The organism is Amycolatopsis sp. NPDC041971, from assembly GCF_055588925.1.
In genome coordinates this window covers 76518-102709 of the sequence record NZ_JBVJCE010000011.1, presented here as the reverse complement: position 1 = coordinate 102709, position 26192 = coordinate 76518, and the positions used below count along the sequence as shown (strand labels likewise).

Sequence of the window (26192 nt, the reverse complement as noted above, 5' to 3'; positions counted from 1 at the left end):
CCAGAACAAGGAGAATGCCATGCCCGACATCTGACCCGTATCCGTCCTCGGTGTGCCCCCGGCAGGATTCGAACCTGCGACACCCGCTTTAGGAGAGCGGTGCTCTATCCCCTGAGCTACGAGGGCATGTACTGCCACGCGCAGCCTACCGCGTAGCTACGCGAAGGAGCACGGGAGGGCGGAGTCACTCCCAAGCAGACCAAGCCGCCAGCCCGGTGAAGGCCCCGAATGGCCCGAACGGCGGTTGCACATGAGCCGCGTGGGGTCGCGCCCAGGAGAGACACTGGCCGTCTAGTGACACTCGACCTGCGGATCCGCCCAGGAGCGGCGACACTCTCCACCAGCAAATCAGGGTCTGAATCGACACCTAGATCGACACAGATGACCCATGCGGGTCACTCGTACGTGTCTGGTTTCGAAACCCTGAACAACAGTAGGTAATCTTCGTTAACGGGACGCGAGACGCCGCTCCCCCGGCTGCCGGAGGGCTTCGTTGATCAAGCTCATGTTCGCCGACGACGAGGAACTGGTCCGTTCGGGCCTGCGTGCCATGATGTCGGGCGCTGCCGACATCGAGATCGTGGGCGAGGCGAGCGACGGGAGATCAGCGGTCGAGGTCGCCCGGCGGTACCACCCTGACGTCGCGTTGCTCGACATCAAGATGCGGGCGCCTGACGACGGCATTCGCGCGCTGAGGGCCATTCTCGCCCTGCCGGATCCGCCGACCGTGGCCATGTTGACCACGTTCGACATCGACGACTACGTCAGTCTCGCGCTCAGGCTCGGGGCCAACGGCTTCCTGCTCAAGGACATCGATCCGGCGGCGCTCCTCCGGGCGGTGAGGGATCTCGCCAGGGGTGGCGCGGTGCTGGATCCCGGGGTCGCGGCGCGCATGGTCCAGTCGCATCGGGACGAGCAGCGGGCCGCGCAGCCGGCGCGCAAGCTGCTCGCGTCGCTGTCCGACCGGGAGCGTGAGGTGGTCGGGTTGATCGGGCAGGGGCTGTCCAACGCGGAGATCGGCGGACGCCTTCACCTGTCCGAGGCCACGGTCAAGGGTTACGTCTCGGCCGTCCTGTCCAAGATCGGCGCGGCGAACCGGGTGCAGGCCGCGCTGCTGGCCTACCGCGGTGGCCTGCTCGACCAGTAATGATCCTCACCGCGCTCGAGTTCCTCGGCTTGATCGCGTTCGCGGCTTCGGGGGCGCTCGCGGCGGTGCGGTCCCGGTTGGACGTCTTCGGGGTGGTCGTCGTCGGGCTCACGACCGCGCTCGGCGGCGGGATCATCCGTGACGTCCTGCTCGGGATCACGCCGCCCACGAGCCTGCGGACTTGGCCGTATCTCGCGGTCTGCGGCGGGACGGCGCTGGTCGTGTTCGTCTTCCACCCGCAGATCGCGAAGTTGCGGCGCGCCGTGCTGCTGGCCGACGCGCTCGGGCTCGGCGTGTTCGCGACGGCTGGGACCACGATCGCGTTGAACGCGGGCGCGACTCCCTACGCGGCGTGCCTGATCGGGATGACGACGGGTATCGGTGGTGGCGCGGTGCGTGATCTCCTCCTGCGGGAAATCCCGCTCGTGCTGCGGAAGGAGATCTACGCGGTCGCCGCGCTGGCGGGGGCCGTGCTCGTCGTGATCGGTCACGCTCTGCGACTGCCGCCGGGGCCGGTGACGGCCGTAGCAGCCGCGGCGGTGGTGGCGGTCCGGATGCTCGCTTTGTGGCGCAGATGGAACGCGCCCGTTGCGAAAGGGCCCGAGACCGGCTGAAACGTCTTCTGGATCGCCGGATTTCCTTTGTTGGTTCTGTGTGTGTTCTTAGGCGAGTCTCAGCACTCTGCGTAAGACTGTCGCCATGCGCATCCTCGTAGTGGACGACGACAGGGCCGTCCGTGAATCACTCAGGCGATCCCTTGAGTTCAACGGCTACCAGGTCGAACTTGCCGGGGACGGCGCGCAGGCCCTGGAAGCGATCATCGCCAACAGACCCGACGCGATGGTCCTCGACGTGATGATGCCGCGGCTCGACGGCCTGGAGGTCGCTCGACGCTTGCGAAGCACCGGTGATGACCTGCCCATTCTCGTGCTGACGGCGCGGGACACCGTGTCCGACCGGGTGTCCGGCCTCGACGCCGGCGCCGACGATTACCTGCCGAAACCCTTCGCGCTCGAAGAGCTTCTCGCTCGCCTTCGCGCGCTTCTGCGCCGGGCCATCCCGGATCCGCAGGCCGGACAGAACGCCGAGATCCTCTCGTTCGCGGACCTCACCTTGGACCCGGGGACGCGCGAAGTGCGCCGGGCGGGCAGGGAGATCAGTCTCACCAGGACCGAATTCGCGCTGCTGGAGCTGTTCCTCTCCTATCCGAAGCACGTTCTGACCCGCAGCCGGATCCTGGAGGAGGTATGGGGATACGACTTCCCGACGTCGGGCAACGCGCTGGAGGTCTACGTCGGCTACTTGCGCCGAAAGACCGAGGCTGGGAACGAACCGAGGCTGATCCACACGGTGCGGGGAGTGGGTTACGTGCTGAGGGAAACCCCGCCGTGACGGACGCGGTGCCGGTCGTCGACGTGTCCGAAAAGGACCCGCGCGGCGACCGCTGGAGCACGCGGCGCTTCTCGCTCCGCGGCCGGGTGACGTTGCTCGCGGCCGCTTCGGTGGCGGGGGCGGTGGCGTTGGTGTCGCTCGGCGCGTACCTCGTCGTGCGCGACAACCTCTACCAGCAGGTGGACGACAACCTGCTCGCCCGCGCGAACGCCGCGGTCGACTCGCCACAGGTGCAGACCGAACTGCAGCAGGTTCCCGGCGCCTTCCTCGCCAGCGCGGACCTGCAGATCGGCCAGCTGACGGTCGGGGAGAAGGTCCGGCTGACCTATCCGCAGTCCGGCAGCCGCCCGCCGTACGGCGAGGACGAGATCGCGGTGGCCACCGGGGACAAGGCGTTCTCCCTGCGCACCGACCCGAAGACCGACAGCCGGGTCGTCGCCCTTCCGCAAGGGGCCGGGCAGGCGATGGTGCTCGCCCAGTCGCTCGGCCCGACCAAGCGCACCTTGAACGAGCTTTCGGTGGTCCTGTTCCTGATCGGCGGCGCCGGGATCCTGGTCGCCGCGGCCGCGGGGACGGCCGTCGCGAGAGCCGGCTTGAGGCCGGTCGACAGGCTGACGTCGGCGGCGGAACGCGTCGCCACCACGGGTGACCTGCGGCCGATCCCGGTCAGCGGCGACGACGAACTCGCCCGTCTCACCCAGAGTTTCAACACGATGCTGGGCACGGTCGCCGAATCGCAGGAACGGCAGCGGCAGCTCGTCGCCGACGCCGGGCACGAACTCCGGACCCCGCTGACGTCGCTCCGCACGAACCTGGAGCTGCTGCTTTCGGCGAGCAGGCCGGGGGCGCGGACGCTGTCCGACGAGGACCGCAGTGACATCGAGGCCGACATCCGCGGTCAGCTCGACGAGCTGACCCAGCTGATCGGCGACCTCGTCGAACTCGCGCGCCAGGACGAGCCGCGGATCGAGCACGAACGGGTCGAGATGGTCGACGTCGTCGAGCGCGCGCTCGACAGGGCGCGCCGCCGCGCGGGTGAGATCGAGTTCGACGTCTCGCTCCAGCCGTGGGTGCTGACCGGCGACTCCAGCGCGCTGGAACGCGCGGTGCTGAACCTGCTGGACAACGCGGTGAAGTTCTCGCCGGAGGGTTCGACGGTCGGGGTCCGGCTGTACCCCGTCGGCGACGGCACCGCGGTGCTCGAAGTCGAGGACTCGGGGCCGGGGATCGCCGACGAGGACCTGCCGAAGGTGTTCGACCGCTTCTACCGCTCGTCGGAGGCGCGGACGCTGCCCGGTTCGGGGCTCGGCCTTGCCATCGTCCAGCACGCGGCGCAGCGGCACGGCGGCGACGTCTACGCGGGACGAGCTTCCGCGGGCGGCGCGCTGATGACCCTGCGGCTCCCGGGAGCCCCTGCCTGAGGGGTGATTACTCTGACGGGTGATGAGCACCGAGAACGCGCCTGAGCCGCCGCCCCGCCGTCTGCTGTGGACCCTGCTGGTGGCCGCGGTGCTGCTGATGGCCGACCAGCTGACCAAATGGTGGGCCGTCGACGCCCTCACCGATCGCGCGCCGATCCCGGTGATCGGTGACTTCATCCGGTTCCGGCTGCTCTACAACCCGGGCGCGGCGTTTTCGCTGGGCGCCGGATCCACCTGGATCTTCGCGATCCTGGCCGCGGCGGCGGTGGTCGCGTTGCTGTGGATCTCGCGCAACGTCCGTTCGGCGGGCTGGGCGATCTCGCTCGGGCTGTTGCTCGGCGGCGCGACGACGCATCTGGGAGACCGTCTGTTCCGCGAACCCGGTTTCGCGCGCGGTCACGTCGTGGACTTCATCGACTACAACGGCTGGTTCGTCGGGAACGTCGCCGACATCGCGTTGTTCTTCGGCGCCGTCTCGCTTTTCGTGCTGAGTTTCCGCGGCGTCCCGATCGACGGCGTCAAGGAGACGGCGAAGGAGTAATAAGGCAGAACTCGTTCCCTTCCGGATCCGCGAGCACGACAAGCCCGTCTTCGGGACGCACGCGCAAGGAAAAGACGACGTCGCGAAGCCTGGCCATGGCCTCATGGTGGCAGGAGAATCGGCTCGTCGCGCCATGTTTGATCGTGTAGGATTTTGTGTAGTTGATCCAGGGAGGCTTCGTGCTCGCGCGGCAGCGTCAGGCGGTGATCCTCGAGGAGGCACGCCGGACCGGGGCGGTCCGGGTCAGCGATCTCGTCGCGAAGCTCGGCGTTTCGGATATGACGGTGCGCCGCGACCTCGATGTGCTCGCGAGCCGGGGGCTGGTCGAGAAGGTCTACGGCGGCGCCACCTCCGTCGTCGGCAAGAGCACCGACGAACCCGGTTTCGAGGCCAAATCGGTGCGCCAGCGCGCGCAGAAGGAGGCCATCGCCGCCCTCGCCGCCGGGCTGGTCCGGCCGGGCACCGCGATCGGCGTCTCCGCGGGCACCACCACGTGGACGCTGGCCAGGGCACTCGACGAGGTCCCCGGCCTGACGATCGTCACGAACTCCATCCGGGTCGCCGACGTGCTGCGTAGCGCGAACCAGCCGGATCGCACGGTGGTCCTCACCGGCGGCGTCCGCACCCCGTCGGACGCGCTGGTCGGGCCGGTCGCCGTGCAGAGCCTGCGGTCGCTGCACCTGGACGTCGTCTTCCTCGGCGTGCACGGGATGGCCGACGGCCCCGGTTTCACCACGCCGAACCTCACCGAATCCGAGACCGACCGCGCGCTGGTCGAAGCGGGCCGCAAGCTGGTCGTGCTAGCCGACCACACGAAATGGGGCATCGTCGGCATCTCCACCATCGCCGGGCTCGAAGAGGCCGACGTCGTCGTCTCGGACGACGGTTTGCCCGACAGCGCAAGGGAAACGCTCGCCGACCAGGCGGGTGAGGTGATGATCGCCGAAACGGCGGAGACGGCTGAGGCCGAAGAAGCGTGAAGAAGACGCCGGGACACGCGGACAAGCTGCGCGCCGACCGCTGACGGGGCCATACTCATGTGCGATGCACAGCTTTGGCTCAGGATCTTCTCAGGACCATCCCGCAAGGTGAAGACATGACCGAGAACGACCCCAGCGGCCAGGACGCCGAGAAGGCGCGGCCCGCCGGCGCTCAGCCGGACGCGGAGCAGAGCGCGAGCTGGGCGGCGCAGCCCGCCCCGCGCCAGACTGACGCGACCGGCCTCGGCGGCCACGCCACTCCGCACACCGGAGCGCAGCAGGCCTACACCCCGGAACAGCAGTACAACCCGTGGTCACCGCACGCTCAGGCGCAGCAGGAGCACCAGACACAGGGCCAATACACCCAGGGCCACCAGGTCCCGGGCCACCAGACGTCGTACACCCAGCCGGGCCCGTCGGTGTACGCGGTCCCGCAGCAGCGCCAGGCCTCGAAGTCCACTTCGGGCAAGCTGCTCGCCGGTGTCGCGGCGATCGCGCTGGTCGTCGGCGGGGTCGCGGGCGGCACGGTCGGCTATCTGACCGGTGACGCGTCCGGCGGCTCCTCGGTGAACGCGCTCGACGCGCCGAAGCCCGCCCAGCAGACCGGCAACCTGCCCGCCGGTTCGGTCGAGGCGGTGGCGCAGAAGCTGTCGCCGAGTGTGGTCGAGCTCCAGGTGTCCGGACGGTCGGGTGCGGGCGAGGGCTCCGGCTTCGTGCTCAGCACCGACGGCTACGTGCTGACCAACAACCACGTCGTCGAGGTCGCCGCCGGTGGCGGGCAGATCCAGGCGGTGTTCCAGGACGGCAAGAAGGGCACGGCGACCGTCGTCGGCCGCGACCCCACGACGGACATCGCCGTGGTGAAGGTCAGCGGCGTCGGCGGCCTGACCCCGGTGGAGCTCGGCCGGTCCGACGACCTGCGGGTCGGGCAGCCGGTGGTCGCCATCGGCTCGCCGTTCGAACTCACGGGCACGGTCACCTCGGGCATCGTCAGCGCGCTGAACCGGCCGGTGAGCGCCGGAGGCGGCGGCGATCAGACCACGGTGATGTCGGCGGTGCAGACCGACGCGGCGATCAACCCGGGTAACTCCGGCGGCCCGCTCGCGAACATGGCGGGCCAGGTCATCGGCATCAACTCGGCGATCTACAGCCCGAAGTCCGCGCAGGGCCAGGGTGGCGAGAGCGGCGGCAACGTCGGTATCGGCTTCGCGATCCCGATCGACCAGGCACGCCGCACCGCCGACGACATCATCAACACCGGCCAGGCGAAGCAGACCTTCATCGGCGCACGGGTGCAGACCGCGCCGACAGGCGGCGCTCAGCTCGGTGAGATCTCGCCGGGCAGCCCCGCGGAGAAGGCGGGCCTCAAATCCGGTGACGTCGTGACGAAGCTGGACGACCGGTCGATCCCCAACGCGGACGCGCTCGTCGCCGAGATCCGCACCAGGGCACCGAACGACAAGGTCAAGTTCGCTCTCGCCGACGGCAAGGTGATCGAGGTGACCCTCGGCGGCCAGCCGGTCACGCCGAACTAGCACTCCCCAACGCTCGGCCGCCGTGCGCGGCCGAGACCAAACCCCGGCTCGAACCCCCAGCGGGCCGGAACCAGAGGCCACGCGCGACCGGCTGCCAATCCCGGTCGCGCGTGGCCCTTTTTACGCGCTTTCCGGCGGAAGAACACAGCCACGAGCACGCCGAGCCAGACGACCGCGAGGCTGACAAGCAGTCCGGTCAGCGTGTCGGCGTCGTGCAGGCCAGGGGCGCGATCTGGATCGGTGTGTCCGCCGACGGTCTCTTCGCGGGTGTCACCGCGACCGGGATCGCGCTGCCGGCGCTCACCACGCGGCGGCGGATCCTCGCGCTCCCTGGCGGTTTGCTGCTCGGGTTCGGGCTCTTTCTCTCCTGCGGCCTGCCGATCGCGATCGGCCCGGCCGTGCTCGCCGGGGACACGGCGGGCGGGCGCGGAGTTCCTCGCCGAGCCGAAATGGTCGTTCCGCGAGTCGGTCACGCTGATCGTGGCGGCCGCGGTACTGGCGATCGCTTTCGCCGACCTGTCCGGCCTGTCGAAGGCGGAGGTCGAACGCATCTGGCTACCGTTCGAGGTGTGGCCGCTGCCAGCGGTGGCATTGCTGCCGTCGAAGGGACGGCGGTGGTGGCTCGCCGCGTCGGCGGCGACGGCGCTGGTGGTGAACCATCTGGTGCTGACGAGCTGGTGAGTACCTGTTGGCGGAGCTGTGACGAATTCGGAAAGGTGACGATACGCGTGAACCCGCCCGGCCGAAGGCCTCGCTATCGCGGTGGCAGGGCGCCCTTGCAACCCGACGTGAGTCGGTCGAGCAGGCAGCGGCCTGCCGACGTCGATCGCGGCCGCGGGTTCACTGGCAGACGATGAGGTGGACGGTATGACAGAGCAGGGCCGCGTACTCGTGGTCGACGACGACGAGACCGTGCGGGACGTCGTCCGGCGGTATCTGGAGGTCGCGGGTTTCGACGTCGACGTCGCCGGGGACGGCGCCGAGGGGTTGCGGCTGTTCTCCGCGACCGGGCCGGATCTCGTGGTCCTCGACGTCATGATGCCGGGCCTCAACGGACTCGAGGTGTGCCGCCGCCTGCGGCAGGTGAGCCAGGTGCCGGTGGTGATGCTGACCGCGCTCGGCGAGGAGGAGAACCGCATCGCCGGGCTCCAGCTCGGCGCCGACGACTACGTCACGAAACCGTTCAGCCCCAAGGAACTCGCGTTGCGCGTGGCGTCGGTCCTGCGGCGGGCGCGGATGCCGCGGCCCGAACCGGCGGCACGCGTGCTCACCGACGGCGACCTCGCGTTGCAGATGAGCGCCCGGCAGGCGGCCCTCGGTGGCACCGAACTTCCCTTGACGAGCCGGGAATTCGACCTGCTCGCGTTCTTCCTCACCCATCCCGGGGTGGCGTTCTCCCGCGCCGATCTCCTGGAGAAGGTCTGGGGGTGGGACTTCGGTGATCAGTCCACAGTGACCGTCCACGTGAGACGGTTGCGGGAGAAGATCGAGAAGAACCCCGCGAAACCCGTCCGCGTCGCCACCGTCTGGGGTGTCGGCTACCGGTATGACCCGGTGCGGCGATGATCGGCTCCGGTGAGTCGTTCGGGGAGATGCTGGCGCACGTTTGGCACATCCTGCCGTTCGCGCTCATGTTCGCGTTGCCGGTGGTGCTGCTCGGCGGCTTGGCGCTGTACCTGCTCAGGCGCGGTTCGCTGGCCAGCACGATGACGATCCTGGTGCTGATCCCGGTTCTCGCGACACTGATCGCGGTTCTCGGGATCAGCGGGTTCATGTTCACCCCCGCGCTGACCACGATGACGCTGGTCTGCCTGCTGGTCGCGCTGGTGACCGTGCCCGCGGCGCTCGTGCTCGGCCGCGCGATCGCGCGCCGCAGCGTCTGGGAACGGGAAGCGCGGGAACGGGAGCGCGCGGCCGAGGCGTCGCGGCGCGAACTGGTCGCGTGGATCAGCCACGATCTGCGGAGTCCGCTGGCCGGGATCCAGGCGATGGCCGAGGCGGTCGCGGACGGCGTCGTCGCCGAACCGGTCGAAATCACCGGCTACGCGCGGCGGATCAGTGGCGAGACCATGCGGCTGTCCGGCATGGTCGGCGACCTGTTCGAACTCTCACGGATCACCGCGGGCGCGCTGCAGCTGACCATGGCCGCCGTGCCGCTGCGCGACGTCGTGAGCGACGCCGTCGCCGCGCAGGTGCCGCTCGCCGAGCAGAAACGCGTGCGGATGATCGAATACGCCGACGTGTGGCCGGTCGTCTCCGGCAGCGATCCGGAACTGGCGCGGATCGTGCGCAACCTGGTGTCCAACGCGGTGCGGCACACCCCGCCGGACGGAACGGTCGCGGTCCAGATCGGCATCGAAGGCGGTGAGGCGCTGCTGGCGGTCTCCGACGGCTGCGGCGGGATCCCCGACGACGAGATCGGCCGGGTCTTCGACGTCGCGTTCCGCGGGACGACGGCGCGCACCCCCGAACGCGGCGGGCTGGCGAGCGGCGGCGGACTCGGGCTGGCGATCGCGAGAGGCCTCGTCGAAGCCCATCGGGGCCGCATCGGCGTCCGCAACCACGGGCCCGGCTGCCGGTTCGAAGTCCGGCTGCCGCTGGCCATGCCCTGAGCGTGTCAGTGGCGTGTCACCCCGGATGGCAGCAGGACCTACGAGCTGTCCATGACCTACGGGGACTCCGAGGCCGACCGGGGGCAGGCCTACTACAAGGCGGATCAGCTGCTCACCGACAAGGTGCTCTGCGGAAAGTAGCTCAGAGCCGCAGGAAACCCATGTCCGGGAAATGGGCCGGCGCGATGATCGCGCCGGTCTCTTTCGCTTCGGCGAGGAAACGCTGCCGCGTGCGGAGCGCGAGATCCGGGTCGACGTCGCCGAGGAAGCTCACCCGCGTGTCCGTCAGCTGGGCGGGCGTGTGCAGGACGTCGCCGAGCAACAGCAGGCGCTCGTCGTCCGCGGTGATGTCGAGGACGTAATGGCCGGGCGTGTGACCGGGGGCGTGCCGCGCCACGATCCCGGGCGCGATCTCGACGTCGTCGCCGCTGATCGCCTCGGTCAGCCCCGCCCCGCGGGCGGTCTCCATGCCGACACGGCTCCATTCGCCCGTCCCGGCGGGCGCGATGAGGGCGTCCCAGTCCAGTTGCCCGAAGACGACGTGAGCGCCCGGGAAGGTCAGGTCGCCTTCGGGGGCGATCCAGCCGATGTGGTCGTTGTGCAGGTGGGTGAGGAAGACGGTGTCGATCTCGTCGATGGGGCAGCCTGTCTTGTCCAGCGCGGCCGCGAGGTCGCCGCCCGTGCCCATCGGCGGGGTGGGGTCGCCCTTGGCGGGCGTCATCCCCGGCGGGAAGGCGAATTCGCGCGGGCCGAGGCCGGTGTCGACGAGGATCGTGCGGCCGTTGCCGCGGATCAGGTACGCGCCGGTGGGGACGTGCACGGTGCCGTCCTCGTCGAAGACGTCCGGGTGGGCTTCGGGGTCGAGACCGGGAAAGAACGGGAGCGGCAGCCTGATCAGGCCGTCCCCGAGCGCTTCGATCTCGATGTCTCCGACGGTGATGCTCACCAAAGCCCCCAAATAAGTCGATTCTCGTTGCCGGGAACGACAACCCGGCGGGGGCCGGGTCTGTTCCCGGTTTCAGGGACCGACCGGTTCCCGCAGCTCAGTGGTGGGGAAACCGGCGATGCCCTCGGCGAAACCGGTCCGCGCGGTGAAGCCGAGCAACCGTTCGGCGCGGGCGGGGTCGGCGACGACGTGCCGGACGTCGGCGGGACGGGCGCCGCCGACGATTTTCGGCGCAGCGCCAGGACGTTCGCCCTCGCCACGTCGTGGACGTGTACGAAGTCGCGCTACTGCGCGCCGTCCTCCAGCACGATCGGTGCCTCGCCGCGTAGAAGCGAGGATCGGAACAGCGACGCGACGCCCGCGTACGGGGTGTTCTGCGGCATCCGGGGCCCGTAGACGTTGTGGTAGCGCATCGCCCAGACCGTCCCGCCGGTTTGCCGGGCCCGCCGCCCCCAGATGTTCCTGCGCGAGCTTGGTGCGGCGTAGGTGCTTCGCGGCCGCAGGGGAGCGTCCTCCGGGACGAGCCGCCACTCGAGTTGCGCGCCGCATGCCGCGCACGTTGGTTCGAAGCGGCCGGCGTCCACATCGGACTGTTTCCGTGGCGACGGCGGGACGATCCCGTGGCCGGGGCAGGCGTAGCGACCCTCGCCGTAGACGGCCATCGACGAGGCGAGCACCAGTTTCCGGACCCAGGCCCGGTGCATCCCGGCCAGCAGCACGGCTGTCCCGTAGTCGTTGTTCAGCGCGTACGACGGGGCGTCGGACGGATCGACGCCGTGCCCTACGACGGCCGCCTGGTGACAGACCGCGTCGACGCCGTCCAGCAACTCGGCGACCGGTTCCGAGTCGGTGACGTCGCCCCGCAGGAACCGGTGGCGGCCGGTGTACCCGGGCGGGCGCGACGAACCGTGGGCGGTGCGCAGGAGATTGTCGAGGACGACGACCTCATGACCTTGATCGGACAGCAGATCGGCGATGCGGGAGCCGATGAACCCGGCCCCGCCGGTTACCAGTGTTCGCACCTGCCCGACGCTTGGGGCGATCCGCGACCGCGGCGCCGGATCCCCGGCTCACGTCAGGGAATCGTCACAACTCGTGGCCCGCGGCACCACGGGAGCGAAGATCAGCCGAAACCGGATACGGTGTGCCTATGGAACGGAGCGCACAACGGCTGGGCCGCGCACTGGTGGTCATCGTGGACGACAGGGTCGCCCACGGCGAACACGAGGACAACACGGGACCGCTGGTCACGGAGCTGCTCGAAGAGGCCGGGTTCATCGTCGACGGTGTCGTGGTGGTCGAAGCCGAGACGGCCGCGATCCGCAACGCGCTCAACACCGCGGTGATCGGCGGCGCCGACCTGGTGATCACCGTCGGCGGCACCGGGGTCTCCCCGCGCGACCGCACGCCGGACGCGACGGCCGGTGTGCTCGACCGCCCGATCCCGGGCATCGGTGAGGCACTGCGCGCGTCCGGTCTCGCCGCCGGCGCGGTGGACGCGGGCATCTCACGCGGACTCGTCGGCGTCTCCGGCAGCACGCTGGTGGTCAACCTCGCGGGTTCACGCGCGGCCGTCCGCGACGGCATGGCGACGCTCTCGTCGCTGGTGCCGTACGTGATCGACGAGCTGTCGGGTCTCGAAGAGGCCTAGTTCTCGGCCAGCGGCCCGGCCTTCTCGCGGACTTCGCCCGCGTCCCACCGGCCGGCGTACCCCGCGACCGGTGCGAAAATGGTCGTCATGCCAGGTGAAGACGAGGACAAGCGCCCCGCCGCGGCGGCCTCTCGCGCGGAGAAACAGCGCCGGGTCGACGAGATCTTCGGCGACGTCCTGCCGGATACGACCTCCGACGAGCGAGAGCCGGGGCAGCGTCGCCCGGACTCCGACTCGTGGTTCCTGGAGAACCGGCCGCCTCATCACGACCGGTGATCCGGATCAGCTCGCGCGGTTCTGCTGCGCGCGCAGCAGGTCGCGGATCTCGGTGAGCAGTTCGACGTCGGTCGGCTCCGAGGGTCCCGCCTCTTCGCCGCGCTTGCGCCGCTCTTGGACGTGCTTGACCGGCAGCACGATCACGAAGTAGACGACGGCCGCGACCAGCAGGAAGTTGATCGCCGCGTTGATCACGCCGCCGAAGTCGAGGAACGTGGCGTCGTTCTCGGCGAGGATGTTGAACCCCAGCCCCTTGGCGGCGTCCGACCCGCCGATGGTGTTGATCAGCGGTTTGACCAGGCCGTTCGTGAAGGCCGTGACGATCGCCGTGAACGCGGCGCCGATGACCACCGCGACCGCGAGGTCGACGACGTTCCCGCGCATCAGGAAGTCCTTGAAGCCCTTGATCAAGACGCTCTCCTCTTTACCTGGGACGGTTCGCCGACCGTCCCTTTTCCGATACCGGGGGACGCGGGCGCCCGCCTCCACAAGGCAGGGCGCGAGCTAGCGGAGGGTAACCGTTATGGACCGTTCCAGCGAGGTGGCCGCGACCCGTGTCGCGATCGCGGAGGGCAGGGAAAGCAGCACCAAAGGTCCCTTGCTCCCGGCGACGGAGGTCTTCGGATCGCGGTCGCGCTGCTCGCCGACCGCCGCCACGACAGCCATGTCGGCCAGCACAGACGCTTCGCGCCCGGCTTCGGCGGCCGCGACGACGTCGACTCGCTGACCCGGCCTGAGCAGTTCCGCGACCCCGGCGTCGGCGAGCCTCACCGGGACGGTCGAACTCTCGGGATCACCCGGTCCGGGGATGGCCGCGTCCAACAGCCGGACGTCCGTCAGTGGTTCACCCGCCCGTGCCGCGCCGACGAGCATCCGCCCCTCCGCCGAGTCGGGCCGGCCCATGGCGCCTTGTGGACGGACGTCGTCCGGAAGGTCGACGAGCTTGAGATCCCCGGCGCGCAGCACTGTCCCGGCCGGGAGGTCACGAGCGGAGACCACGGTCGCGGTGCCGGGCGTGCCGCGGGCGGACGCGGGCAGGACCAGCACGAGCAGGCCACTGAGCAGCAGGGACAGGGCGAGCCAGCGGCGGAGCAACCGCGCGGGCCTGCCGTGGAGTCTTCGCAGGACGGGCAGCGTGTGGAACACGGGATTCCCCCTCGTCGATCGGTGATGATCTCGACGTTAGGGGCCGGTGCGATGCCCTGGAAAGAACGAAAACCCCCGGCTGTGGATAACCGGGGGCCTGTGGACAACTCGGGACGTCAGGAAGCGGCGGCGGCCGTTTTCGTCGTACTCGTGGAGGAGGATGCCGCGCTCTTGGTCTCCGACTTCGACTCGGTCTTCGACTCCGACTTGGTCTCGGCCTTGGCCGGGGCCGAGGTCGTGCCGGCCTTCGAATCGCGCGAATCGGTGCGGTAGAAACCGCTGCCCTTGAAGACCACGCCGACCGAGCTGAAGACCTTGCGAAGCGAACCCGAGCACTGCGGGCACACGGTCAAACTCGCGTCGGAGAACGACTGCACGGCCTCGAAAGCGTGGTCGCATTCCTTGCAGGCGTACTGGTAGGTGGGCACTGCTGCTCCTTCGTGCACTGGCACTCAGCCGACAAGAGTGCTAACACAACACGGTACCGGGGCATTCCGGCGCAGGTCAAACAAGGTTTCCCAAGGTCACATGATGGCCTGGTCACGCCCTCTGTTCCGCGGCTGTACCGCGCCGGGAGCAATGTCTACGATCGTGGCCGTGACGTGGACCGACCGCGTGGACCGGTGGACGCGGACACACCCGGGCGTTGTGGACGTCCTTTTCGCCCTGGCCGTCGCCGCGCTGCTGGGGCCGCCTTCGCTCGACATCCTCCTGGTGGCCGACTCCCCGGCCTGGGTGCTGTGGGTGGCGGGTCTTTGCGGGTTCGCGGTGCTCGCCGCCGTCGCGTCGCGGCGGATCGCCACCGAAGCCGCGTTCCTCTCCGCCGGACTCGCGATGGCGGTGATCGTCGCGCTGCCGAACACGGTGGTCCGGCCCGCGTCACTGGGGCTGGCGAGTGCGGGCGACAGCATGGAGATCCCGCTGTTCTTTCTCCCGGCGTCGGCGGCCTACCTGGTGCTCCTGTACGCCGTCGCCGCGCACCGGTCGTTGCGGGAGAGCCTGCTCGCCCTCGGGGTCAGCGTGCTCGGAGCGTTGCTGTGCACCGCTCGGACGGCGACGGCCTACGGCGCGCTCCCCGCGGGGTGGCTCACGCTGCTGCTGGCCGTTCTCGCCCTGGTCGCGGCGGTGGCAGGCACCTGGGCCGTCGGCCGTTTCCGGTTCGACCGGCGGCGACGCCTCGCCGACGAGGCCGCGGAAACCGCCGAGCGCGCCGCGGCAGGCGAACGACAGCGGATCGCCCGCGACATGCACGACATCGTCGCCCATTCACTCGCGGTCATCGTGCGTCAGGCCGAAGGGGGCTCCGCCATCGCCGCCAAATCACCGGACCGCGCGGCACAGGCGCTCTCCGTCATCGCCGGGACCGCCCGCGAGGCACTGGCCGATATGCGGGGCACGCTGCGGGTGTTGCGGGAGGCCGAGTCCCCAGAGGCGCGGCCTTCGCTCGCCGGAATCCCGGCCTTGGTGGAGCGGGTCCGCGCGACGGGCGTCGATGTCCGGCTGGCCGAACAGGGACGGCCCGACGCGCTGACGGCGAGCGCGGCCGTGGCGGCGTACCGGCTCGTCCAGGAGGGCTTGACCAACAGCGTCAAGCACGCGGGCCCGCGCACGGGTGTCACCGTCACGATCACGCACACCCCACACGCGTCGGCGTTCGTCGTGGAGGACGACGGAGCCGGCGCCGGCGAGCGGCCGCCGCTCCCCGGCACGGGTGCCGGCCTGAACGGTGTCCGGGAACGCGTGCGAGCCGCGGGCGGTACTTTCGAGGCCGGTCCCGTCGACGGCGGTTTCAGGGTGCGCGCGGAGTTCCGCGTCGGCGAACAAGGAGCTTCGAGATGACGATCGACGTCGCACTTGTCGACGACCAGGAACTGGTCCGGACCGGTTTGGCCATGGTCGTCGACGCGACCGACGACATCCGGATCGTCGTCCAGGCCGCCGACGGTGTGGAGGCGGTCGCGAAGCTCGCCGAGACACGGGTCGACGTCGTGCTGATGGACGTCCAGATGCCGCGGATGGACGGGGTCGAGGCCACCGGAGTGGTCGCTGCCCGAGAGAACGCGCCCAAAGTGATCCTGCTGACGACGTTCGACCTCGACGAATACGCCATCGCCGGCCTGCGCGCCGGGGCGAGCGGGTTCCTGCTCAAGGACGCGTCGGCCGACGAAGTGCTGCACGCCATCCGCGCCGTCCATGCCGGCGACGCCGTGATCGCGCGCTCCACGACCCGCCGCATGCTCGACCAGCTCGCGGTCGCACGCGAAACGTCTCCGCTGCTGAAGCGGCTCACCGCGCGCGAACGCGACGTGTTGCTGGAGATCGCGCAGGGATACTCCAACGCCGAGACCGCGAAGCGGCTCTTCCTCTCCGAAGCCACGGTGAAAACGCACGTCGGTCACGTCCTCGCCAAGCTCGGGGTCCGCGACCGGGTGCAGGCGGTGATCTTCGCGTACGAGAACGGACTCGTGCGTCCGAGCTGAGCCGATCTCATCATTTCGGTGGAGTGGCCGACGACCTCAGGCCGAGGCTTCCCGTCGAGCCGGCGAGCAGCCTGGTCCGCATGCAGACAATCGACACAACCCCCGAAGCGACCACCACCCGTGTCCGGTGGCGCGACCCGGCCACCTGGGGCGGGATTCTCGCGCTGTCCGGTGGCGTCTTCCACACCGTCGTCGCCGCTTTGATGCGCCAGGAAGTCTGGGCGCGGATCTTCGACGAAGGATTCTTCAACACGGTCACGCTGGACCCTTCGCCCGACCGGCTCCCCATGGCCGAGGCGTTCTGGTTCAGCCCGGGGAGTTTCGGGGTGCCGCTGCTTCTGCTCGGCGCGCTGGTGGTCCGGCTTACCCGGCGCGGCGAACGCGTGCCCGGCTGGCTGGGCTCGGGCGTCGTCGCGTGGGCGGTCCTGCTCGGACTGCTGGGCGGTTTCGACGGCGGAACGATCATCCTGTTGCTCATCGGTGCTCTGTTCCTGGCCGGTGCCTGGCTCAGGAAGAACTAGCACGGCAGCGGTCGTGGAATCATGAACGAATGATCGAGTTGCGGGATCTGCTGGCCGACGTCGCCGCCCGTGTCACCCGTTACCGCGAAAGCGTCGCCGACGTCCCGGTCTTCCCCGACGACACGACGGGCGTCCGGGAGAAGCTCGGTGACCTGCCCGAGAAACCCGCCGCGCCCGCCGACGTGATCCGTCGGCTGGCCGACGCGGTCGAGCCGGCGCTGGTGGCGAACACCGGGCCGCGGTACTTCGGTTTCGTCACCGGTGGCGCGTTGGACGCCGCGACGGCGGCCGACATGCTGGCGACCGGCTGGGACCAGCCCGCGTTCAACAAGATCACCTCGCCCGCCGCCGCGATCGTCGAGGAGGTGGCGGGCGAATGGCTCAAGGACGTCCTCGGTCTGCCGTCCGGCGCCTCGTACGGTTTCGTGACCGGCGGGCAGGGCGCGAACACGGTCGGCCTCGCCGCCGCCCGGCAGCACGTCCTGGCGCGGGCCGGGTGGGACGTCGAGCGCCGCGGGTTGCACGGGGCGCCGCCGCTGCCGGTCGTCGCCAGTGAGGAGCGGCACGCGACGATCGACCGGTCCCTCCGCTTGCTCGGCCTGGGCACCGACGCGGTCCGGCCGGTCCGCGCGGACGGCCAGGGTGCCATCGACATCGCCGATCTCGAGCGAACGCTCGACGGACCCGCAATCGTTTGCCTCCAAGCCGGAAACGTGAACACCGGCGCGTTCGACGACTTCGCCGCCGCAGCGGAGATCGCCCACCGGCACGGAGCCTGGGTCCACGTCGACGGCGCGTTCGGGCTCTGGGCGGCCGCCGCTCCCTCCCTCAGGCGGCTGACCGCGGGCTTGGAAACGGCCGACTCGTGGGCGGTCGACGGGCACAAGTGGCTCAACGTCCCCTACGACAGCGGTTACGCCTTCTGCGCCCATCCCGAATCACACCGGGCCGCGATGGCGCTCACCGCCGCTTACCTGACAGGCCAGGGAGATGGCGGGGTGAGAGCGCCGAGCGACTTCGTTCCGGAGTCCTCCCGCCGGGCGCGAGGATTCGCCACGTGGGCGGCGCTCAGCGAACTGGGCCGCACGGGGATCGCCGAGCTGGTCGAACGATGCTGCGCGCTGGCCAGGAGGTTCGCCGAGAAACTCGAAGCGAGCGAAGGCATCACCGTGGTGAACGACGTGGTGCTGAACCAAGTCCTCGTCAGCTTCGGCGACGAAACGGACAGGGTCGTCGAAGCCGTCCAGCGGTCCGGCGAGTGCTGGATGGGCGCGACCACCTGGCACGGGAGGCGTCTGATGCGCATCTCCGTGTCCAACTGGAGCACCACCGAAGCCGACGTCGACCGCGGTGTCGCCGCGATCCTGGCGGCGAGAGAGGCGATCAGGAATCGAGAAGCGCCGCGAACCGGTCTCACCTAGCGTGACCGTCATGGACATCGCCATTCACGGGAGCTTCCTCCCGCAGACCGACCCCGAAGCCGCGCTGGCGTTCTACCGCGACACCCTCGGCTTCGAGGTGCGCAACGACGTCGGCTACGAGGGCATGCGCTGGATCACCGTCGGCCCGCCGGGGCAGCCCGTGTCGATCGTGCTGCACCCGCCTGCCGTCGACCCGGGCATCACCGAGGACGAGCGCCGCGTCATCGGCGAGATGATGGCCAAGGGCACCTACGCGAGCATCCTGTTCTCCTCCGACGACCTCGACGGCCTCTTCAAACATCTCCAGGAGGCGGGCGCCGAGGTCATCCAGGAACCCACCGACCAGCCGTACGGCCTGCGTGACGGCGCCGTCCGCGACCCGTCCGGGAACCTGATCCGCATCCAGCAAAGGCACTGACATCACCGGGTGCGGGCGCGGACGTGGACCCGTTCACCCTGCTTGCCGAACAGGCTGAGCACCTCGACTCGCCCGCGGCCGGTGGCGCCGAACCAATGCGGCGTCCGGCAGTCGAACTCGGCGGCCTCGCCGGGACCGAGCACGACGTCCTGGTCGCCGAGTACGAGCCGGAGCCTGCCCCGCAGCACGTAAAGCCATTCGCGGCCGGCGTGCGTTCGCGGGCGGGGCTCGTCGTCGCCCGCCGGGATCGTCATCTTGTAGGCACGGGGCCCGTTCTCGTGCCGCGTGAGCGGGATGAGGACGCGGCCGTCCGAGGGCGGTTCGAGCACTCTCGGTGACGAGACGATCTCGTCGACGCGCAGGCCCAGCGCGGCGATCACCGGCAGCAGCAGTTCGAGACTCGGCTTGCGTTGTCCGGATTCGAGCCGGGACAGGGTGCTGGTGGAGATGCCGGTGGCGCGGCTGAGCTCCATCAGCGTCGTGCCCTTCTTTTCCCGGGCACGGCGCAGCCGGGGCGCGATCGATTCGATCGCCGCGGTGACGGTGGGGTCGCTCTCCATCTCGCCAGCACAGCAGCTTGTCCCGGTTCCGGCAAAGTTCTTTGCCGAAACAGCCAGAAGCCGCCGATGCTGGCGCCATGATCGAGACCAAGCGCCTCCCCCTCGGGGTCTATCTCCTTGCTTTCAGTCTGTTCGCGATGGGGAGCGCCGAGTTCCTGATGGCCGGGGTCCTGCCTTCGGCCGCCGCGGATCTCGGCGTCTCCCTGTCGTCCGCGGGCGCGCTCATCACCGCGTTCGCCCTCGGCGTCGTGCTGGGCGGTCCGCCGTTCGCCGTGCTGAGCTTGAAGTGGCCGCGGCGAACGGCATTGATGACCACGCAGGCCGTCTTCGCCGCCGCCATCGCGACCGGCCTGCTCGCCGGCGACTACTGGATCCTGCTGGTCACCAGGTTCGTCGCCGGTCTCGCCTACGCCGGTTTCTTCGCCGTCGCGGCCGTGACCGCGATCAGCCTGGTGACTCCCGACCGCAACGCCCGCGCCTCCGGCGTCGTCGTCGCCGGACTCAGCGTCGCCATGGTGGCCGGAGGGCCGACGGGCACCCTGCTGAGCAACCTCACGGACTGGACCGGCGGCTTTTGGGGCGTCGTGCTGCTCACCGTGCTGGGCGTGGTCGCGTGCGCCGTCGGCCTGCCCGCCACCGCGTCCGCCGCGCCGAGCCTTTCGGGAGAGCTGCTCGCCATGCGGTCGCCACGCCTCTGGGGCATCTACGCGATCACGATCCTGAGCACCGCCGCGTACATGGTGTCCTTCAACTACCTGGCGGCGATGCTGGCGGACGTCCTTCCGGCGGTCTGGATCCCCGCGGTGCTCGCGCTCTTCGGGATCGGCGCCTTCGCCGGCCTGTCCCTCGGCGGCCGGATCTCCGACAGCCGCCCGCACCACGCGCTGCTCGGCGGCGCCGTCGGCATCACGGTCTTTTCGGCGCTGCTCGCCCTCTTCGCTGCTTCAGCCTGGGTTGTCGTGCCTACGGTGTTCCTGCTGGGAGTCGCGGCCTTCGTGCTCAATCCGGCGCTCTACGGGCGGGTGTTCACCATCGCCTCTTCCGCCCCGACCCTCGCCGGCGCGACCACGGTCTCGGCTTTCCAGCTGGGCATCAGCCTCACTCCGGCCTTCGCCGCCGGGGCGCTGAACCTGGGGGCTTCGCTGACCGCCATCCCGTGGATCGGCGCCGCACTGGCGCTGGCCACGATCCCGCTAATGCTCCGCGATCGCTCGCAGGACCGCATGCTCACTTGCTAGTTGCTTGCTGGATGGCCCAGGTCGCCAAACCCGGTACAGCTCGGACGTCGGGCCATGACGCGGTTCTACGAGGTACTCGGCCTGCGGGTCGGGCCGGTGTCGCACCCGGGCGGATAGGTCGAAATGCCCGCCGGGGGCGGGATGCCGGTCGTTCGGCGACGACGTGGGCCGATGCGAACTGGCCTTCGAAGTCGACGAACCGCGGACAGCCTGATCACCGTGCTCCTGACGAGCGGATTCCAGGTGAGCCTCGGGCAGGCGGCGATCGTTCTGAGCGCCGCCCCGCTCGGCTGGGCGGTGACCAGCCTGGCGGCCGCCGAGTTCACCTCGGCGCGCTTTCCCGTCGTGGGCTTGAGTCTGACCGCCCCCGGCACCGCCGCCCTTGCCGTCGGCGGCTCGTTCGCCGCAGCTCTCGTCGCCTGGACCGTCGCCGGAATCGGTGTCGGACTCGCCTATCCGGGCCTGTACCTCAGAGCCACGACTGCGGACTCGAGCGGTTTCACCGCCGCGGAACTGGCGACCGCCGTCATCACCGCGGAATGCGTCGGGCAGTTGCTGGGGCGTTCCGCCGGCGGCGCGTTGAGTTTTTCGGGTACCAGGTTGCTGGCTTCGTACACGCTTTTCGCGGCCGCCTTGGCGATCGCCGCGAGGTGATCCGTCCGTGGGCTGGAACCGGTCGCCGACGAGTCACGGCCAGTACGGTCGGGCCTGTTCCGCCGCGCGGACGATGGCAGTTCCATCGATTGTCGTAGCGGTGGCGCCGATGCCCATTTTCTGCCACTCGATGACGAAGTCGAAGGGGGCGGGCGGTGGAAGTGGCCAAAGCCAAAGATGGTGGTCGCTCCGGTAATACCGGTCGTCGCTGCTGAATCCGCCGCCCGCGTCGACGAGCCTGGGAGATTCCGGTCGATCGGCGGGATTCGGCCAGCCGTGGAAGGTATTGCCGACCGTGGTGGCCTTCGAGCCGTCAGGAAAGCTGACGCCGAACTTCAGATCGGCATCGGTCGGCTCCGGAGGGAACCCTCTGGTGGCATGTCTGTCAGTCAAACCTTTCCAGGCCGTCTCATCCACTGAACCCCGCCGGACGGCCAACTGCAAGGTGAAACAGCAGCCTTCGCGAAAGGCAAGGGCGTGCTGTAGTGCGACGACTGTGTCGTCCGTCCTGACGACGAACTGTTCGATCGGTGCGGGATGGCCCAGTATGTCGTTGGGTGGTCCCTGCCAGGCGGCAGTGTGCATATGGTCACGGTACCTTCGGAGCCGAGTCGGTAGCTGGGGATTTTGGGGCGTGGACGGGCGGCAATCCGGTTGACGCGGATTCCCGCCCGTCGTCATCGGTTCGAGCGCCCTACAGTCCGCTGATCGAGACGGACGGACGGCCGGAGTAACAGACGGTGCCGTCGACGAGCTGTGCCACGCCGCTGCTCACGTGATCGAAGGTGTAGGAACGCTGGTACAGGTTGGACCAGGTCCAGGCAAAGCTCCCATTGGTCGGTCTGCTCGGTGCGCTCTGATGGGATGTGCCGTTGGCATCGCTCAGCGCCACCGTCCAGCTATGGCCGATGGTCCCGGTATAGACCCCGAAGCCACTCGCGACCTGGACGTTGCTGGGCCCGGTCTGTCTGACGGCGATCCAAGAGACGCCGCAATTGCCCTGCACTCTGTCGTAGTCCGAGTTCTCCGGGCTGGCGTTCGCAGTGGGAGTCTGGCTCAGAATGGGGCTTTTGGGCAGCCGGGAAGCAGGGTCGACAGGGACGGACTGCCGGTCGCCGTCGGCATGAGTGACGATCTTGTAGCCGTTGGCCTTGGCGACCTCTTCGTTGAATCCCGCCACATACATGCCACGCCGCAGCTCGTGCGTCTGACCGGTCGAGCCGCCGGTTGCGGTCGTCGAGGCCCCGGCAGGAGCGACGAGGGTCAGCGCACTGACACCGGCGGCACCGAGAGCGGCCGCGGCCGCCTGAACAAACCGCTTGGCTTTTGCTTTCATTTCTCCCCATCTCTTGTTGTCGCGAAATCGGCACATCCCCGATGCGATACTTCACCGCATGACGAAATGATCGAAGACAATGCCGGCCGTCTTCGATGCAACAGGACCTCATATTTCTGTTGCCCTATGCGCGGCGAGGGAAGGGTGAGCCCCTTGGATTTCGACCGCAGGACCCTTCCCCCGAGTCGCGAGCGGCAACGTCCATACTGCCCTCGGCCTCGTGGTTGTGGCCAGTGGGCAACACCGGCCATCTATGTCCGGCCGCCGGGGGACGATCGGCATCTGCGCTATTGTCGATGATGGGGGCCTAGGCAATCGAACGCGGGAGGGGCCGCGGAATCGTGATCAATAAATTCGGTGAGATAGTGCGACGATATCGTGAGCGAAGAACGATGACGCAGAAGGAATTGGCCGACGAATCCGGGTTGTCGGAGCGGACGATACGCCGATGGGAAACCGGCAGGCACCGCAACCCGCAGCTGATGTCGGTCCGCCGGGTGGCCGACGCGCTGTCCTTGGACCCGGTCGAACACGAATCGCTGATCGATGCGGCAGTCTCTGTTCCCGCCGTCCGTGAAGGCCGTGCGGGACGATGATGGCGATGAGCTGCTGCTGTGCTCTGCTGCTGTACGGACAGCAAAAAGGCCCTTCCCGATTCCCTGGGAAGGGCCTTTTTGCTGCGGTGGAGCTGAGGGGAATCGAACCCCTGACCTTCTCGATGCGAACGAGACGCGCTACCAACTGCGCTACAGCCCCTGGTGAAGCTTGCCCCTCATTTGAAGCTCCATGAGCCTATCAGTGGCTCATGGAGCCCCAAAACCGGGGGTCACTCTCCGGCGGCCCGGCGGAAAGGGCTGGTTCCGGGCTCGTCGAGCTCGTGGAAAGCCGGGTCCTCGTCGTCGAGGTCGACGACGACGGCTTGGCGCCGGAGGCGGGACATCGGGGACGGTTTGCGCTCCACGACCGCCGGGCGTTCGGCGGTGGCGACCTCGACGTCCTCGCGGGATTCGCGGGATTCGTCGTCGGCGATCGCCGGGCGGCGCGGGGCGCGGGTGTTGTTGAAGCGGGCGAGGCGGCGCTGCCGGATCTCGTTTTCGATGCGGACCTGGCGGCGCAGGTAGGCGAGGTAGCCGATGAGGACGGCGTCGACGACACCGTTGGCCCACCAGACCGTCGGAGTCAGGAAACCGGCGACGGCCGCGGTGGTGACGACCAGCACCAGCAAAGCGATGACGACCCGTTGCCGGAACACGTATTTGGCGCGCGCGGCCATGTCCGCCGCTTCCGGGTCGAATCCGCCCCGGCCGGGCCGGTAGCCGGCGCTTTGGCGTTCTCTTTCGGGACGGGCCGTGTGCGAGGGCTGGGGAAGCGGTTCGGCTTCCGGCTCCTCGTCTTCGAGGTCGGCGTCGAGCTCCGCCTCGAGTTCGGCCAGGTCGTCTTCTACCGATGGTTCCGTGTTCTCCGCCATCGCGAACTCCTCCGGTCCCTCGTGGCGTGTGCTCCCACTCCGCACGACTCGCGCCGCCAAGGCCGAGTCCGTCGTCCGTGCGACCTGCTGGCGCTTGCGGGCGACCATGGGCACGAGAACGACGAGCCATGCCGCTGCGAGCGCGACGATGATCACCGAACTGGGCATCTCCCGTCACCTCCCCCGATCCACTGCTGTAGTCACGCTAGCCACAACAGTCACACACGCCGCGCAGACTCGCCGGTTTCGATCTCGGAAAATGCCTCACCAAATTAGGTGAATCTCACAGCTTGTGGTAACGCGGTCACCGGAACGACCCGGTGACGGGGTCAAACGCGCTCCGCGAGACCCTTCGCGACGAGCCGCGACACCAGTCCGTCACCGGTTTCTTCCTTGGTGACGGCGTAGCAAAAGTGGTCGCGCCAGCCGCCCGCGACATCGAGATACCGCTCGAAAAGGCCCTCTTGCCGGTACCCTGCTTTCGCGAGAACCCGCAGGCTGGGGGCGTTCTCGGGACGGACGGTGGCTTCGAGCCGGTGCAGCCCGCCGAAGTCGAAGACGTGGTCGGTGACGAGGGCGACGGCGCCGGTCGCGACGCCGCCGCGAACGATGTCCGATGACACCCAGTAGCCGATCCACGCGGACCGGAGCGACGCCCGAATGACGTTACCCACAGTGATCTGTCCGGCGAAGCGTCCATCCACCGTGATGGTGAACGGGAGACATTGCCCGCGCCGGGCCAGCCCGCGCAGGGCCAGCCATTGCGACGGCCACGACCAGTACGCGTTGCGATCCGGCCATGGCCCGACGCCGGTCGGTTCCCACATTTCGAGGTGTCCGCGATCCCGCAGCCGGACGCGGCTCCACTCGCCGGCGTCCCGTAGCCGGATCGGCCGGACGGCGAGGACCCCGGCGGGCACCCGGAGCGGACCCAGCTTCGCGGGCCAGCCCGGATGCCTGCTCTCGATCGGATAGGCGACGCCGGAAATCGGTGCGCCCATTACGCCCGCTGGGCCAGGAAGGTCACCTTGACCTGCTCGCCCGCGGCGACCTCGGTGAGGTCTTCGTCGATGTTGATCAGGCAGTTCGCCTCGGCCAGTGACGCGAGCAGATGCGCGCCGGAGGTGCCGAGCGGCTGCACCAGGTACTCGCCGTTGCCCTCGTCGCGCAGGAGTTGCCCGCGCAGGAAACCCTTGCGGCCCTTGGTCGAGGTGATCGGGGACAGCAGCCGCGCGCCGACGATCCGGCGGTGCGGGTTGCGGGTGCCGCGCGCGGCGCGGATCAGCGGGCGGACCAGCACCTCGAACACGACCAGCGCGCTCATCGGGTTGCCGGGGATCAGGAACGTCGGCACCGAATCGGGGCCGAGCCTGCCGAAGCCCTGCACCGAACCGGGGTGCATGGCGACGCGCGTCAGGTCGATGTGGCCGAGGTCGGAGAGCGCCGCGTGCACCTCGTCGCCCGCGCTTCCGCCGGCGCCGCCCGCGACGACGACGATCTCCGACATCAGCAGGCGGCCTTCGACGATTTCGCGCAGCCGTTTCGGATCGCCGGGGACGATGCCGACGCGGCTCACCTCGGCGCCGGCGTCGCGCGCGGCCGCGGACAGCGCGTAGGAGTTGACGTCGTAGACCTGTCCGACCGACGGGGTGCGGTCGATGTCGACCAGTTCGTCGCCGACGGACACGATCGAAACCCGCGGTCGCGGGTAGACCAGGACCTTCGCCCGGCCGACGGCGGCGAGCAGGCCGACCTGGGCCGAGCCGATGGTGTCGCCCTTGCGTACGGCGACGTCGCCGATCTGCACGTCTTCACCGGTGCGGCGGACGTAGCCCGCGGACGGCACGGACTTGTGCACGGTGACCTTGGCCTGGTGGCCGTCGGTGTAGGCGGTCGGGACGACGGCGTCGGCGAGCGTGGGCAGCGGCGCGCCGGTGTCGACCCGCACGGCCTGGCCCGGCTGTAGCCGCCGCGGCTGGCGGGAACCGGCCGCGATCTCGCCGACCACCGGCAGCTGCACCGGCTCCTGACCGGCGGTGCGGACATCGACGCTTCGTACCGCGTAGCCGTCGACGGCCGCCTGGTCGAAACCGGGCAACGCGTGTTCGGCGACGACCTCTTCGGCGCACAGGAGGCCTTGGGCCTCGGAGATGGCGACACGGACCGGGCGCGGGCGTACCGCGGCGTCCAGGGTCAGCGCGATCTGATCCTCGACGGAACGGAACTGTCCCGCGTCTTCGGTCTCTGCCGCTTCGGCGATGGGCTCCGTCATGACTGGAAGATCTCGATCCGTTCGTTCGACCAGGCACGCGATAAAGGCCCGTCGGTGAACTGAAGTTCACCACCGTTACCAGGAGTGATGCGGTCCGAAGCCGCGGAAATCGCCCGATCGGGCAAGCTCCTCGTGATCCGTGCCGCCGGGGTGGTCGCTGCGCCTGTCATAGGCGTG

Annotated in this window: 29 protein-coding genes, 2 tRNA genes and 2 pseudogenes; 20 read left to right on the top strand and 13 right to left on the bottom strand. The window is 69.3% G+C overall.

Features of this window, described 5'->3' with window-relative positions; translation table 11 throughout:
• Positions 1-53: 53 nt before the first annotated feature.
• Positions 54-126, bottom strand: a tRNA-Arg gene (locus tag ACZ6DT_RS22065).
• A gap of 367 nt (positions 127-493) precedes the next feature.
• On the opposite strand from ACZ6DT_RS22065, the gene ACZ6DT_RS22060 reads away from it, so the two are divergent.
• The 10 genes and pseudogenes from ACZ6DT_RS22060 to ACZ6DT_RS22015 all read left to right on the top strand — a co-directional run bounded on the left by ACZ6DT_RS22060 (position 494) and on the right by ACZ6DT_RS22015 (position 9628).
• A complete protein-coding gene (locus ACZ6DT_RS22060; RefSeq protein ID WP_034305786.1) occupies positions 494-1147 on the top strand; it encodes a response regulator in 654 nt (217 codons plus the stop codon).
• Positions 1147-1761, top strand: a complete 615-nt coding sequence (locus ACZ6DT_RS22055; protein WP_465598214.1) for a trimeric intracellular cation channel family protein — start codon at positions 1147-1149, stop codon at positions 1759-1761. The genes ACZ6DT_RS22060 and ACZ6DT_RS22055 overlap by 1 nt, the downstream gene beginning before the upstream one ends.
• A gap of 85 nt (positions 1762-1846) precedes the next feature.
• Complete coding sequence (locus ACZ6DT_RS22050) at positions 1847-2539, top strand: response regulator transcription factor (protein WP_020631674.1); 693 nt, start codon at positions 1847-1849, stop codon at positions 2537-2539.
• Positions 2536-3960: a HAMP domain-containing sensor histidine kinase gene (locus ACZ6DT_RS22045; protein ID WP_465598210.1), complete on the top strand. Its 1425-nt coding sequence runs from the start codon at positions 2536-2538 to the stop codon at positions 3958-3960. Before ACZ6DT_RS22050 ends, ACZ6DT_RS22045 begins: the two co-directional genes overlap by 4 nt.
• Positions 3961-3982: 22 nt before the next feature.
• Positions 3983-4501 carry a signal peptidase II gene (gene lspA / locus ACZ6DT_RS22040; protein WP_465598207.1) on the top strand — a complete coding sequence of 173 codons (519 nt, stop codon included), beginning with the start codon at positions 3983-3985 and terminating at the stop codon, positions 4499-4501.
• Between the two features lie 179 nt (positions 4502-4680).
• Positions 4681-5481 (top strand): DeoR/GlpR family DNA-binding transcription regulator, encoded by an 801-nt coding sequence (locus ACZ6DT_RS22035; RefSeq protein ID WP_465598650.1) that lies wholly within the window; start codon positions 4681-4683, stop codon positions 5479-5481.
• A gap of 116 nt (positions 5482-5597) precedes the next feature.
• Positions 5598-7016, top strand: coding sequence for a S1C family serine protease (locus tag ACZ6DT_RS22030; protein WP_465598204.1), 1419 nt, complete (start codon positions 5598-5600; stop codon positions 7014-7016).
• A 224-nt stretch (positions 7017-7240) separates the two neighbouring features.
• Positions 7241-7697 (top strand): annotated as a pseudogene (locus ACZ6DT_RS22025) (hypothetical protein); the annotation flags it as partial.
• A 186-nt stretch (positions 7698-7883) separates the two neighbouring features.
• Positions 7884-8582, top strand: a complete 699-nt coding sequence (locus ACZ6DT_RS22020) for a response regulator transcription factor (protein ID WP_465598201.1) — start codon at positions 7884-7886, stop codon at positions 8580-8582.
• A complete protein-coding gene (locus ACZ6DT_RS22015; RefSeq protein ID WP_465598198.1) occupies positions 8579-9628 on the top strand; it encodes a sensor histidine kinase in 1050 nt (349 codons plus the stop codon). The genes ACZ6DT_RS22020 and ACZ6DT_RS22015 overlap by 4 nt, the downstream gene beginning before the upstream one ends.
• A 142-nt stretch (positions 9629-9770) precedes the next feature.
• Here ACZ6DT_RS22015 and ACZ6DT_RS22010 read toward each other — a convergent pair whose 3' ends face one another.
• Both ACZ6DT_RS22010 and ACZ6DT_RS22005 read right to left on the bottom strand, forming a co-directional pair.
• Positions 9771-10574: an MBL fold metallo-hydrolase gene (locus ACZ6DT_RS22010; protein WP_465598195.1), complete on the bottom strand. Its 804-nt coding sequence runs from the start codon at positions 10572-10574 to the stop codon at positions 9771-9773.
• A 72-nt stretch (positions 10575-10646) separates the two neighbouring features.
• A pseudogene (locus ACZ6DT_RS22005) lies at positions 10647-11596 on the bottom strand (NAD-dependent epimerase/dehydratase family protein).
• A 128-nt stretch (positions 11597-11724) separates the two neighbouring features.
• On the opposite strand from ACZ6DT_RS22005, the gene ACZ6DT_RS22000 reads away from it, so the two are divergent.
• Both ACZ6DT_RS22000 and ACZ6DT_RS21995 read left to right on the top strand, forming a co-directional pair.
• Entirely contained in the window at positions 11725-12225 is a 501-nt protein-coding gene (locus ACZ6DT_RS22000; RefSeq protein WP_005155592.1) for a MogA/MoaB family molybdenum cofactor biosynthesis protein, read from the top strand.
• 87 nt (positions 12226-12312) lie between these two features.
• On the top strand, positions 12313-12501 hold the full coding sequence (locus tag ACZ6DT_RS21995; protein WP_465598192.1) for a hypothetical protein: 189 nt from the start codon (positions 12313-12315) through the stop codon (positions 12499-12501).
• A 6-nt stretch (positions 12502-12507) separates the two neighbouring features.
• Here the strand turns inward: ACZ6DT_RS21995 and mscL are convergent, their stop codons facing one another.
• From mscL to ACZ6DT_RS21980, 3 genes are all read right to left on the bottom strand, one after another.
• Entirely contained in the window at positions 12508-12912 is a 405-nt protein-coding gene (gene mscL, locus ACZ6DT_RS21990) for a large-conductance mechanosensitive channel protein MscL (RefSeq protein ID WP_465598189.1), read from the bottom strand.
• 93 nt (positions 12913-13005) lie between these two features.
• On the bottom strand, positions 13006-13647 hold the full coding sequence (locus ACZ6DT_RS21985) for an SAF domain-containing protein (RefSeq protein ID WP_465598185.1): 642 nt from the start codon (positions 13645-13647) through the stop codon (positions 13006-13008).
• 116 nt (positions 13648-13763) lie between these two features.
• Positions 13764-14075 carry an FmdB family zinc ribbon protein gene (locus tag ACZ6DT_RS21980; RefSeq protein WP_465598182.1) on the bottom strand — a complete coding sequence of 104 codons (312 nt, stop codon included), beginning with the start codon at positions 14073-14075 and terminating at the stop codon, positions 13764-13766.
• 169 nt (positions 14076-14244) lie between these two features.
• Between ACZ6DT_RS21980 and ACZ6DT_RS21975 the strand changes: the two genes are divergently transcribed.
• The 5 genes from ACZ6DT_RS21975 (at position 14245) to ACZ6DT_RS21955 (ending at position 18487) form a co-directional block, all read left to right on the top strand.
• Positions 14245-15486 carry a sensor histidine kinase gene (locus ACZ6DT_RS21975; protein WP_465598179.1) on the top strand — a complete coding sequence of 414 codons (1242 nt, stop codon included), beginning with the start codon at positions 14245-14247 and terminating at the stop codon, positions 15484-15486.
• Positions 15483-16127, top strand: a complete 645-nt coding sequence (locus ACZ6DT_RS21970) for a response regulator (RefSeq protein ID WP_465598176.1) — start codon at positions 15483-15485, stop codon at positions 16125-16127. The genes ACZ6DT_RS21975 and ACZ6DT_RS21970 overlap by 4 nt, the downstream gene beginning before the upstream one ends.
• 80 nt (positions 16128-16207) lie before the next feature.
• Positions 16208-16648 (top strand): DUF6463 family protein, encoded by a 441-nt coding sequence (locus tag ACZ6DT_RS21965; RefSeq protein WP_465598173.1) that lies wholly within the window; start codon positions 16208-16210, stop codon positions 16646-16648.
• A gap of 29 nt (positions 16649-16677) precedes the next feature.
• Positions 16678-18069, top strand: a complete 1392-nt coding sequence (locus ACZ6DT_RS21960) for a pyridoxal phosphate-dependent decarboxylase family protein (protein ID WP_465598170.1) — start codon at positions 16678-16680, stop codon at positions 18067-18069.
• Positions 18070-18079: 10 nt separating this feature from the next.
• Positions 18080-18487 (top strand): VOC family protein, encoded by a 408-nt coding sequence (locus ACZ6DT_RS21955; protein ID WP_465598167.1) that lies wholly within the window; start codon positions 18080-18082, stop codon positions 18485-18487.
• A gap of 2 nt (positions 18488-18489) precedes the next feature.
• Here ACZ6DT_RS21955 and ACZ6DT_RS21950 read toward each other — a convergent pair whose 3' ends face one another.
• Complete coding sequence (locus tag ACZ6DT_RS21950; protein ID WP_465598165.1) at positions 18490-19047, bottom strand: helix-turn-helix domain-containing protein; 558 nt, start codon at positions 19045-19047, stop codon at positions 18490-18492.
• A 77-nt stretch (positions 19048-19124) separates the two neighbouring features.
• On the opposite strand from ACZ6DT_RS21950, the gene ACZ6DT_RS21945 reads away from it, so the two are divergent.
• Both ACZ6DT_RS21945 and ACZ6DT_RS21940 read left to right on the top strand, forming a co-directional pair.
• Positions 19125-20285 carry an MFS transporter gene (locus tag ACZ6DT_RS21945; protein WP_465598162.1) on the top strand — a complete coding sequence of 387 codons (1161 nt, stop codon included), beginning with the start codon at positions 19125-19127 and terminating at the stop codon, positions 20283-20285.
• A gap of 219 nt (positions 20286-20504) precedes the next feature.
• On the top strand, positions 20505-20939 hold the full coding sequence (locus ACZ6DT_RS21940) for a hypothetical protein (RefSeq protein ID WP_465598159.1): 435 nt from the start codon (positions 20505-20507) through the stop codon (positions 20937-20939).
• Positions 20940-20972: 33 nt separating this feature from the next.
• Here the strand turns inward: ACZ6DT_RS21940 and ACZ6DT_RS21935 are convergent, their stop codons facing one another.
• Positions 20973-21524: a hypothetical protein gene (locus ACZ6DT_RS21935; RefSeq protein WP_465598157.1), complete on the bottom strand. Its 552-nt coding sequence runs from the start codon at positions 21522-21524 to the stop codon at positions 20973-20975.
• 109 nt (positions 21525-21633) lie between these two features.
• Positions 21634-22275, bottom strand: a complete 642-nt coding sequence (locus tag ACZ6DT_RS21930; RefSeq protein WP_465598154.1) for a hypothetical protein — start codon at positions 22273-22275, stop codon at positions 21634-21636.
• 341 nt (positions 22276-22616) lie between these two features.
• Between ACZ6DT_RS21930 and ACZ6DT_RS21925 the strand changes: the two genes are divergently transcribed.
• Positions 22617-22871, top strand: coding sequence for a helix-turn-helix transcriptional regulator (locus ACZ6DT_RS21925; protein WP_465598151.1), 255 nt, complete (start codon positions 22617-22619; stop codon positions 22869-22871).
• An 87-nt stretch (positions 22872-22958) separates the two neighbouring features.
• Here ACZ6DT_RS21925 and ACZ6DT_RS21920 read toward each other — a convergent pair.
• The 4 genes from ACZ6DT_RS21920 to glp form a co-directional block, all read right to left on the bottom strand.
• Positions 22959-23031: transfer RNA gene (locus tag ACZ6DT_RS21920), tRNA-Ala, on the bottom strand.
• Between the two features lie 70 nt (positions 23032-23101).
• On the bottom strand, positions 23102-23911 hold the full coding sequence (gene sepX, locus ACZ6DT_RS21915) for a divisome protein SepX/GlpR (protein WP_465598148.1): 810 nt from the start codon (positions 23909-23911) through the stop codon (positions 23102-23104).
• A gap of 161 nt (positions 23912-24072) precedes the next feature.
• Positions 24073-24744 (bottom strand): GNAT family N-acetyltransferase, encoded by a 672-nt coding sequence (locus tag ACZ6DT_RS21910; RefSeq protein WP_465598145.1) that lies wholly within the window; start codon positions 24742-24744, stop codon positions 24073-24075.
• Positions 24744-26015: a molybdotransferase-like divisome protein Glp gene (gene glp / locus ACZ6DT_RS21905; protein ID WP_191255489.1), complete on the bottom strand. Its 1272-nt coding sequence runs from the start codon at positions 26013-26015 to the stop codon at positions 24744-24746. The genes ACZ6DT_RS21910 and glp overlap by 1 nt, the downstream gene beginning before the upstream one ends.
• Positions 26016-26192 lie beyond the last annotated feature (177 nt).

What these genes read in the sequence shown, in the direction of transcription:
- ACZ6DT_RS22055 (WP_465598214.1), top strand. Translation starts at nt 1,147, where the DNA reads ATGATCCTCACCGCGCTCGAGTTCCTCGGCTTGATCGCGTTCGCGGCT.
- ACZ6DT_RS22050 (WP_020631674.1), top strand. Translation starts at nt 1,847, where the DNA reads ATGCGCATCCTCGTAGTGGACGACGACAGGGCCGTCCGTGAATCACTC.
- lspA (WP_465598207.1), top strand. Translation starts at nt 3,983, where the DNA reads ATGAGCACCGAGAACGCGCCTGAGCCGCCGCCCCGCCGTCTGCTGTGG.
- ACZ6DT_RS22030 (WP_465598204.1), top strand. Translation starts at nt 5,598, where the DNA reads ATGACCGAGAACGACCCCAGCGGCCAGGACGCCGAGAAGGCGCGGCCC.
- ACZ6DT_RS22020 (WP_465598201.1), top strand. Translation starts at nt 7,884, where the DNA reads ATGACAGAGCAGGGCCGCGTACTCGTGGTCGACGACGACGAGACCGTG.
- ACZ6DT_RS22015 (WP_465598198.1), top strand. Translation starts at nt 8,579, where the DNA reads ATGATCGGCTCCGGTGAGTCGTTCGGGGAGATGCTGGCGCACGTTTGG.
- ACZ6DT_RS22000 (WP_005155592.1), top strand. Translation starts at nt 11,725, where the DNA reads ATGGAACGGAGCGCACAACGGCTGGGCCGCGCACTGGTGGTCATCGTG.
- ACZ6DT_RS21995 (WP_465598192.1), top strand. Translation starts at nt 12,313, where the DNA reads ATGCCAGGTGAAGACGAGGACAAGCGCCCCGCCGCGGCGGCCTCTCGC.
- ACZ6DT_RS21970 (WP_465598176.1), top strand. Translation starts at nt 15,483, where the DNA reads ATGACGATCGACGTCGCACTTGTCGACGACCAGGAACTGGTCCGGACC.
- ACZ6DT_RS21965 (WP_465598173.1), top strand. Translation starts at nt 16,208, where the DNA reads ATGCAGACAATCGACACAACCCCCGAAGCGACCACCACCCGTGTCCGG.
- ACZ6DT_RS21960 (WP_465598170.1), top strand. Translation starts at nt 16,678, where the DNA reads ATGATCGAGTTGCGGGATCTGCTGGCCGACGTCGCCGCCCGTGTCACC.
- ACZ6DT_RS21955 (WP_465598167.1), top strand. Translation starts at nt 18,080, where the DNA reads ATGGACATCGCCATTCACGGGAGCTTCCTCCCGCAGACCGACCCCGAA.
- ACZ6DT_RS21950 (WP_465598165.1), bottom strand. Translation starts at nt 19,047, where the DNA reads ATGGAGAGCGACCCCACCGTCACCGCGGCGATCGAATCGATCGCGCCC.
- ACZ6DT_RS21945 (WP_465598162.1), top strand. Translation starts at nt 19,125, where the DNA reads ATGATCGAGACCAAGCGCCTCCCCCTCGGGGTCTATCTCCTTGCTTTC.
- ACZ6DT_RS21935 (WP_465598157.1), bottom strand. Translation starts at nt 21,524, where the DNA reads ATGCACACTGCCGCCTGGCAGGGACCACCCAACGACATACTGGGCCAT.
- ACZ6DT_RS21930 (WP_465598154.1), bottom strand. Translation starts at nt 22,275, where the DNA reads ATGAAAGCAAAAGCCAAGCGGTTTGTTCAGGCGGCCGCGGCCGCTCTC.
- sepX (WP_465598148.1), bottom strand. Translation starts at nt 23,911, where the DNA reads ATGCCCAGTTCGGTGATCATCGTCGCGCTCGCAGCGGCATGGCTCGTC.
- ACZ6DT_RS21910 (WP_465598145.1), bottom strand. Translation starts at nt 24,744, where the DNA reads ATGGGCGCACCGATTTCCGGCGTCGCCTATCCGATCGAGAGCAGGCAT.
- glp (WP_191255489.1), bottom strand. Translation starts at nt 26,015, where the DNA reads ATGACGGAGCCCATCGCCGAAGCGGCAGAGACCGAAGACGCGGGACAG.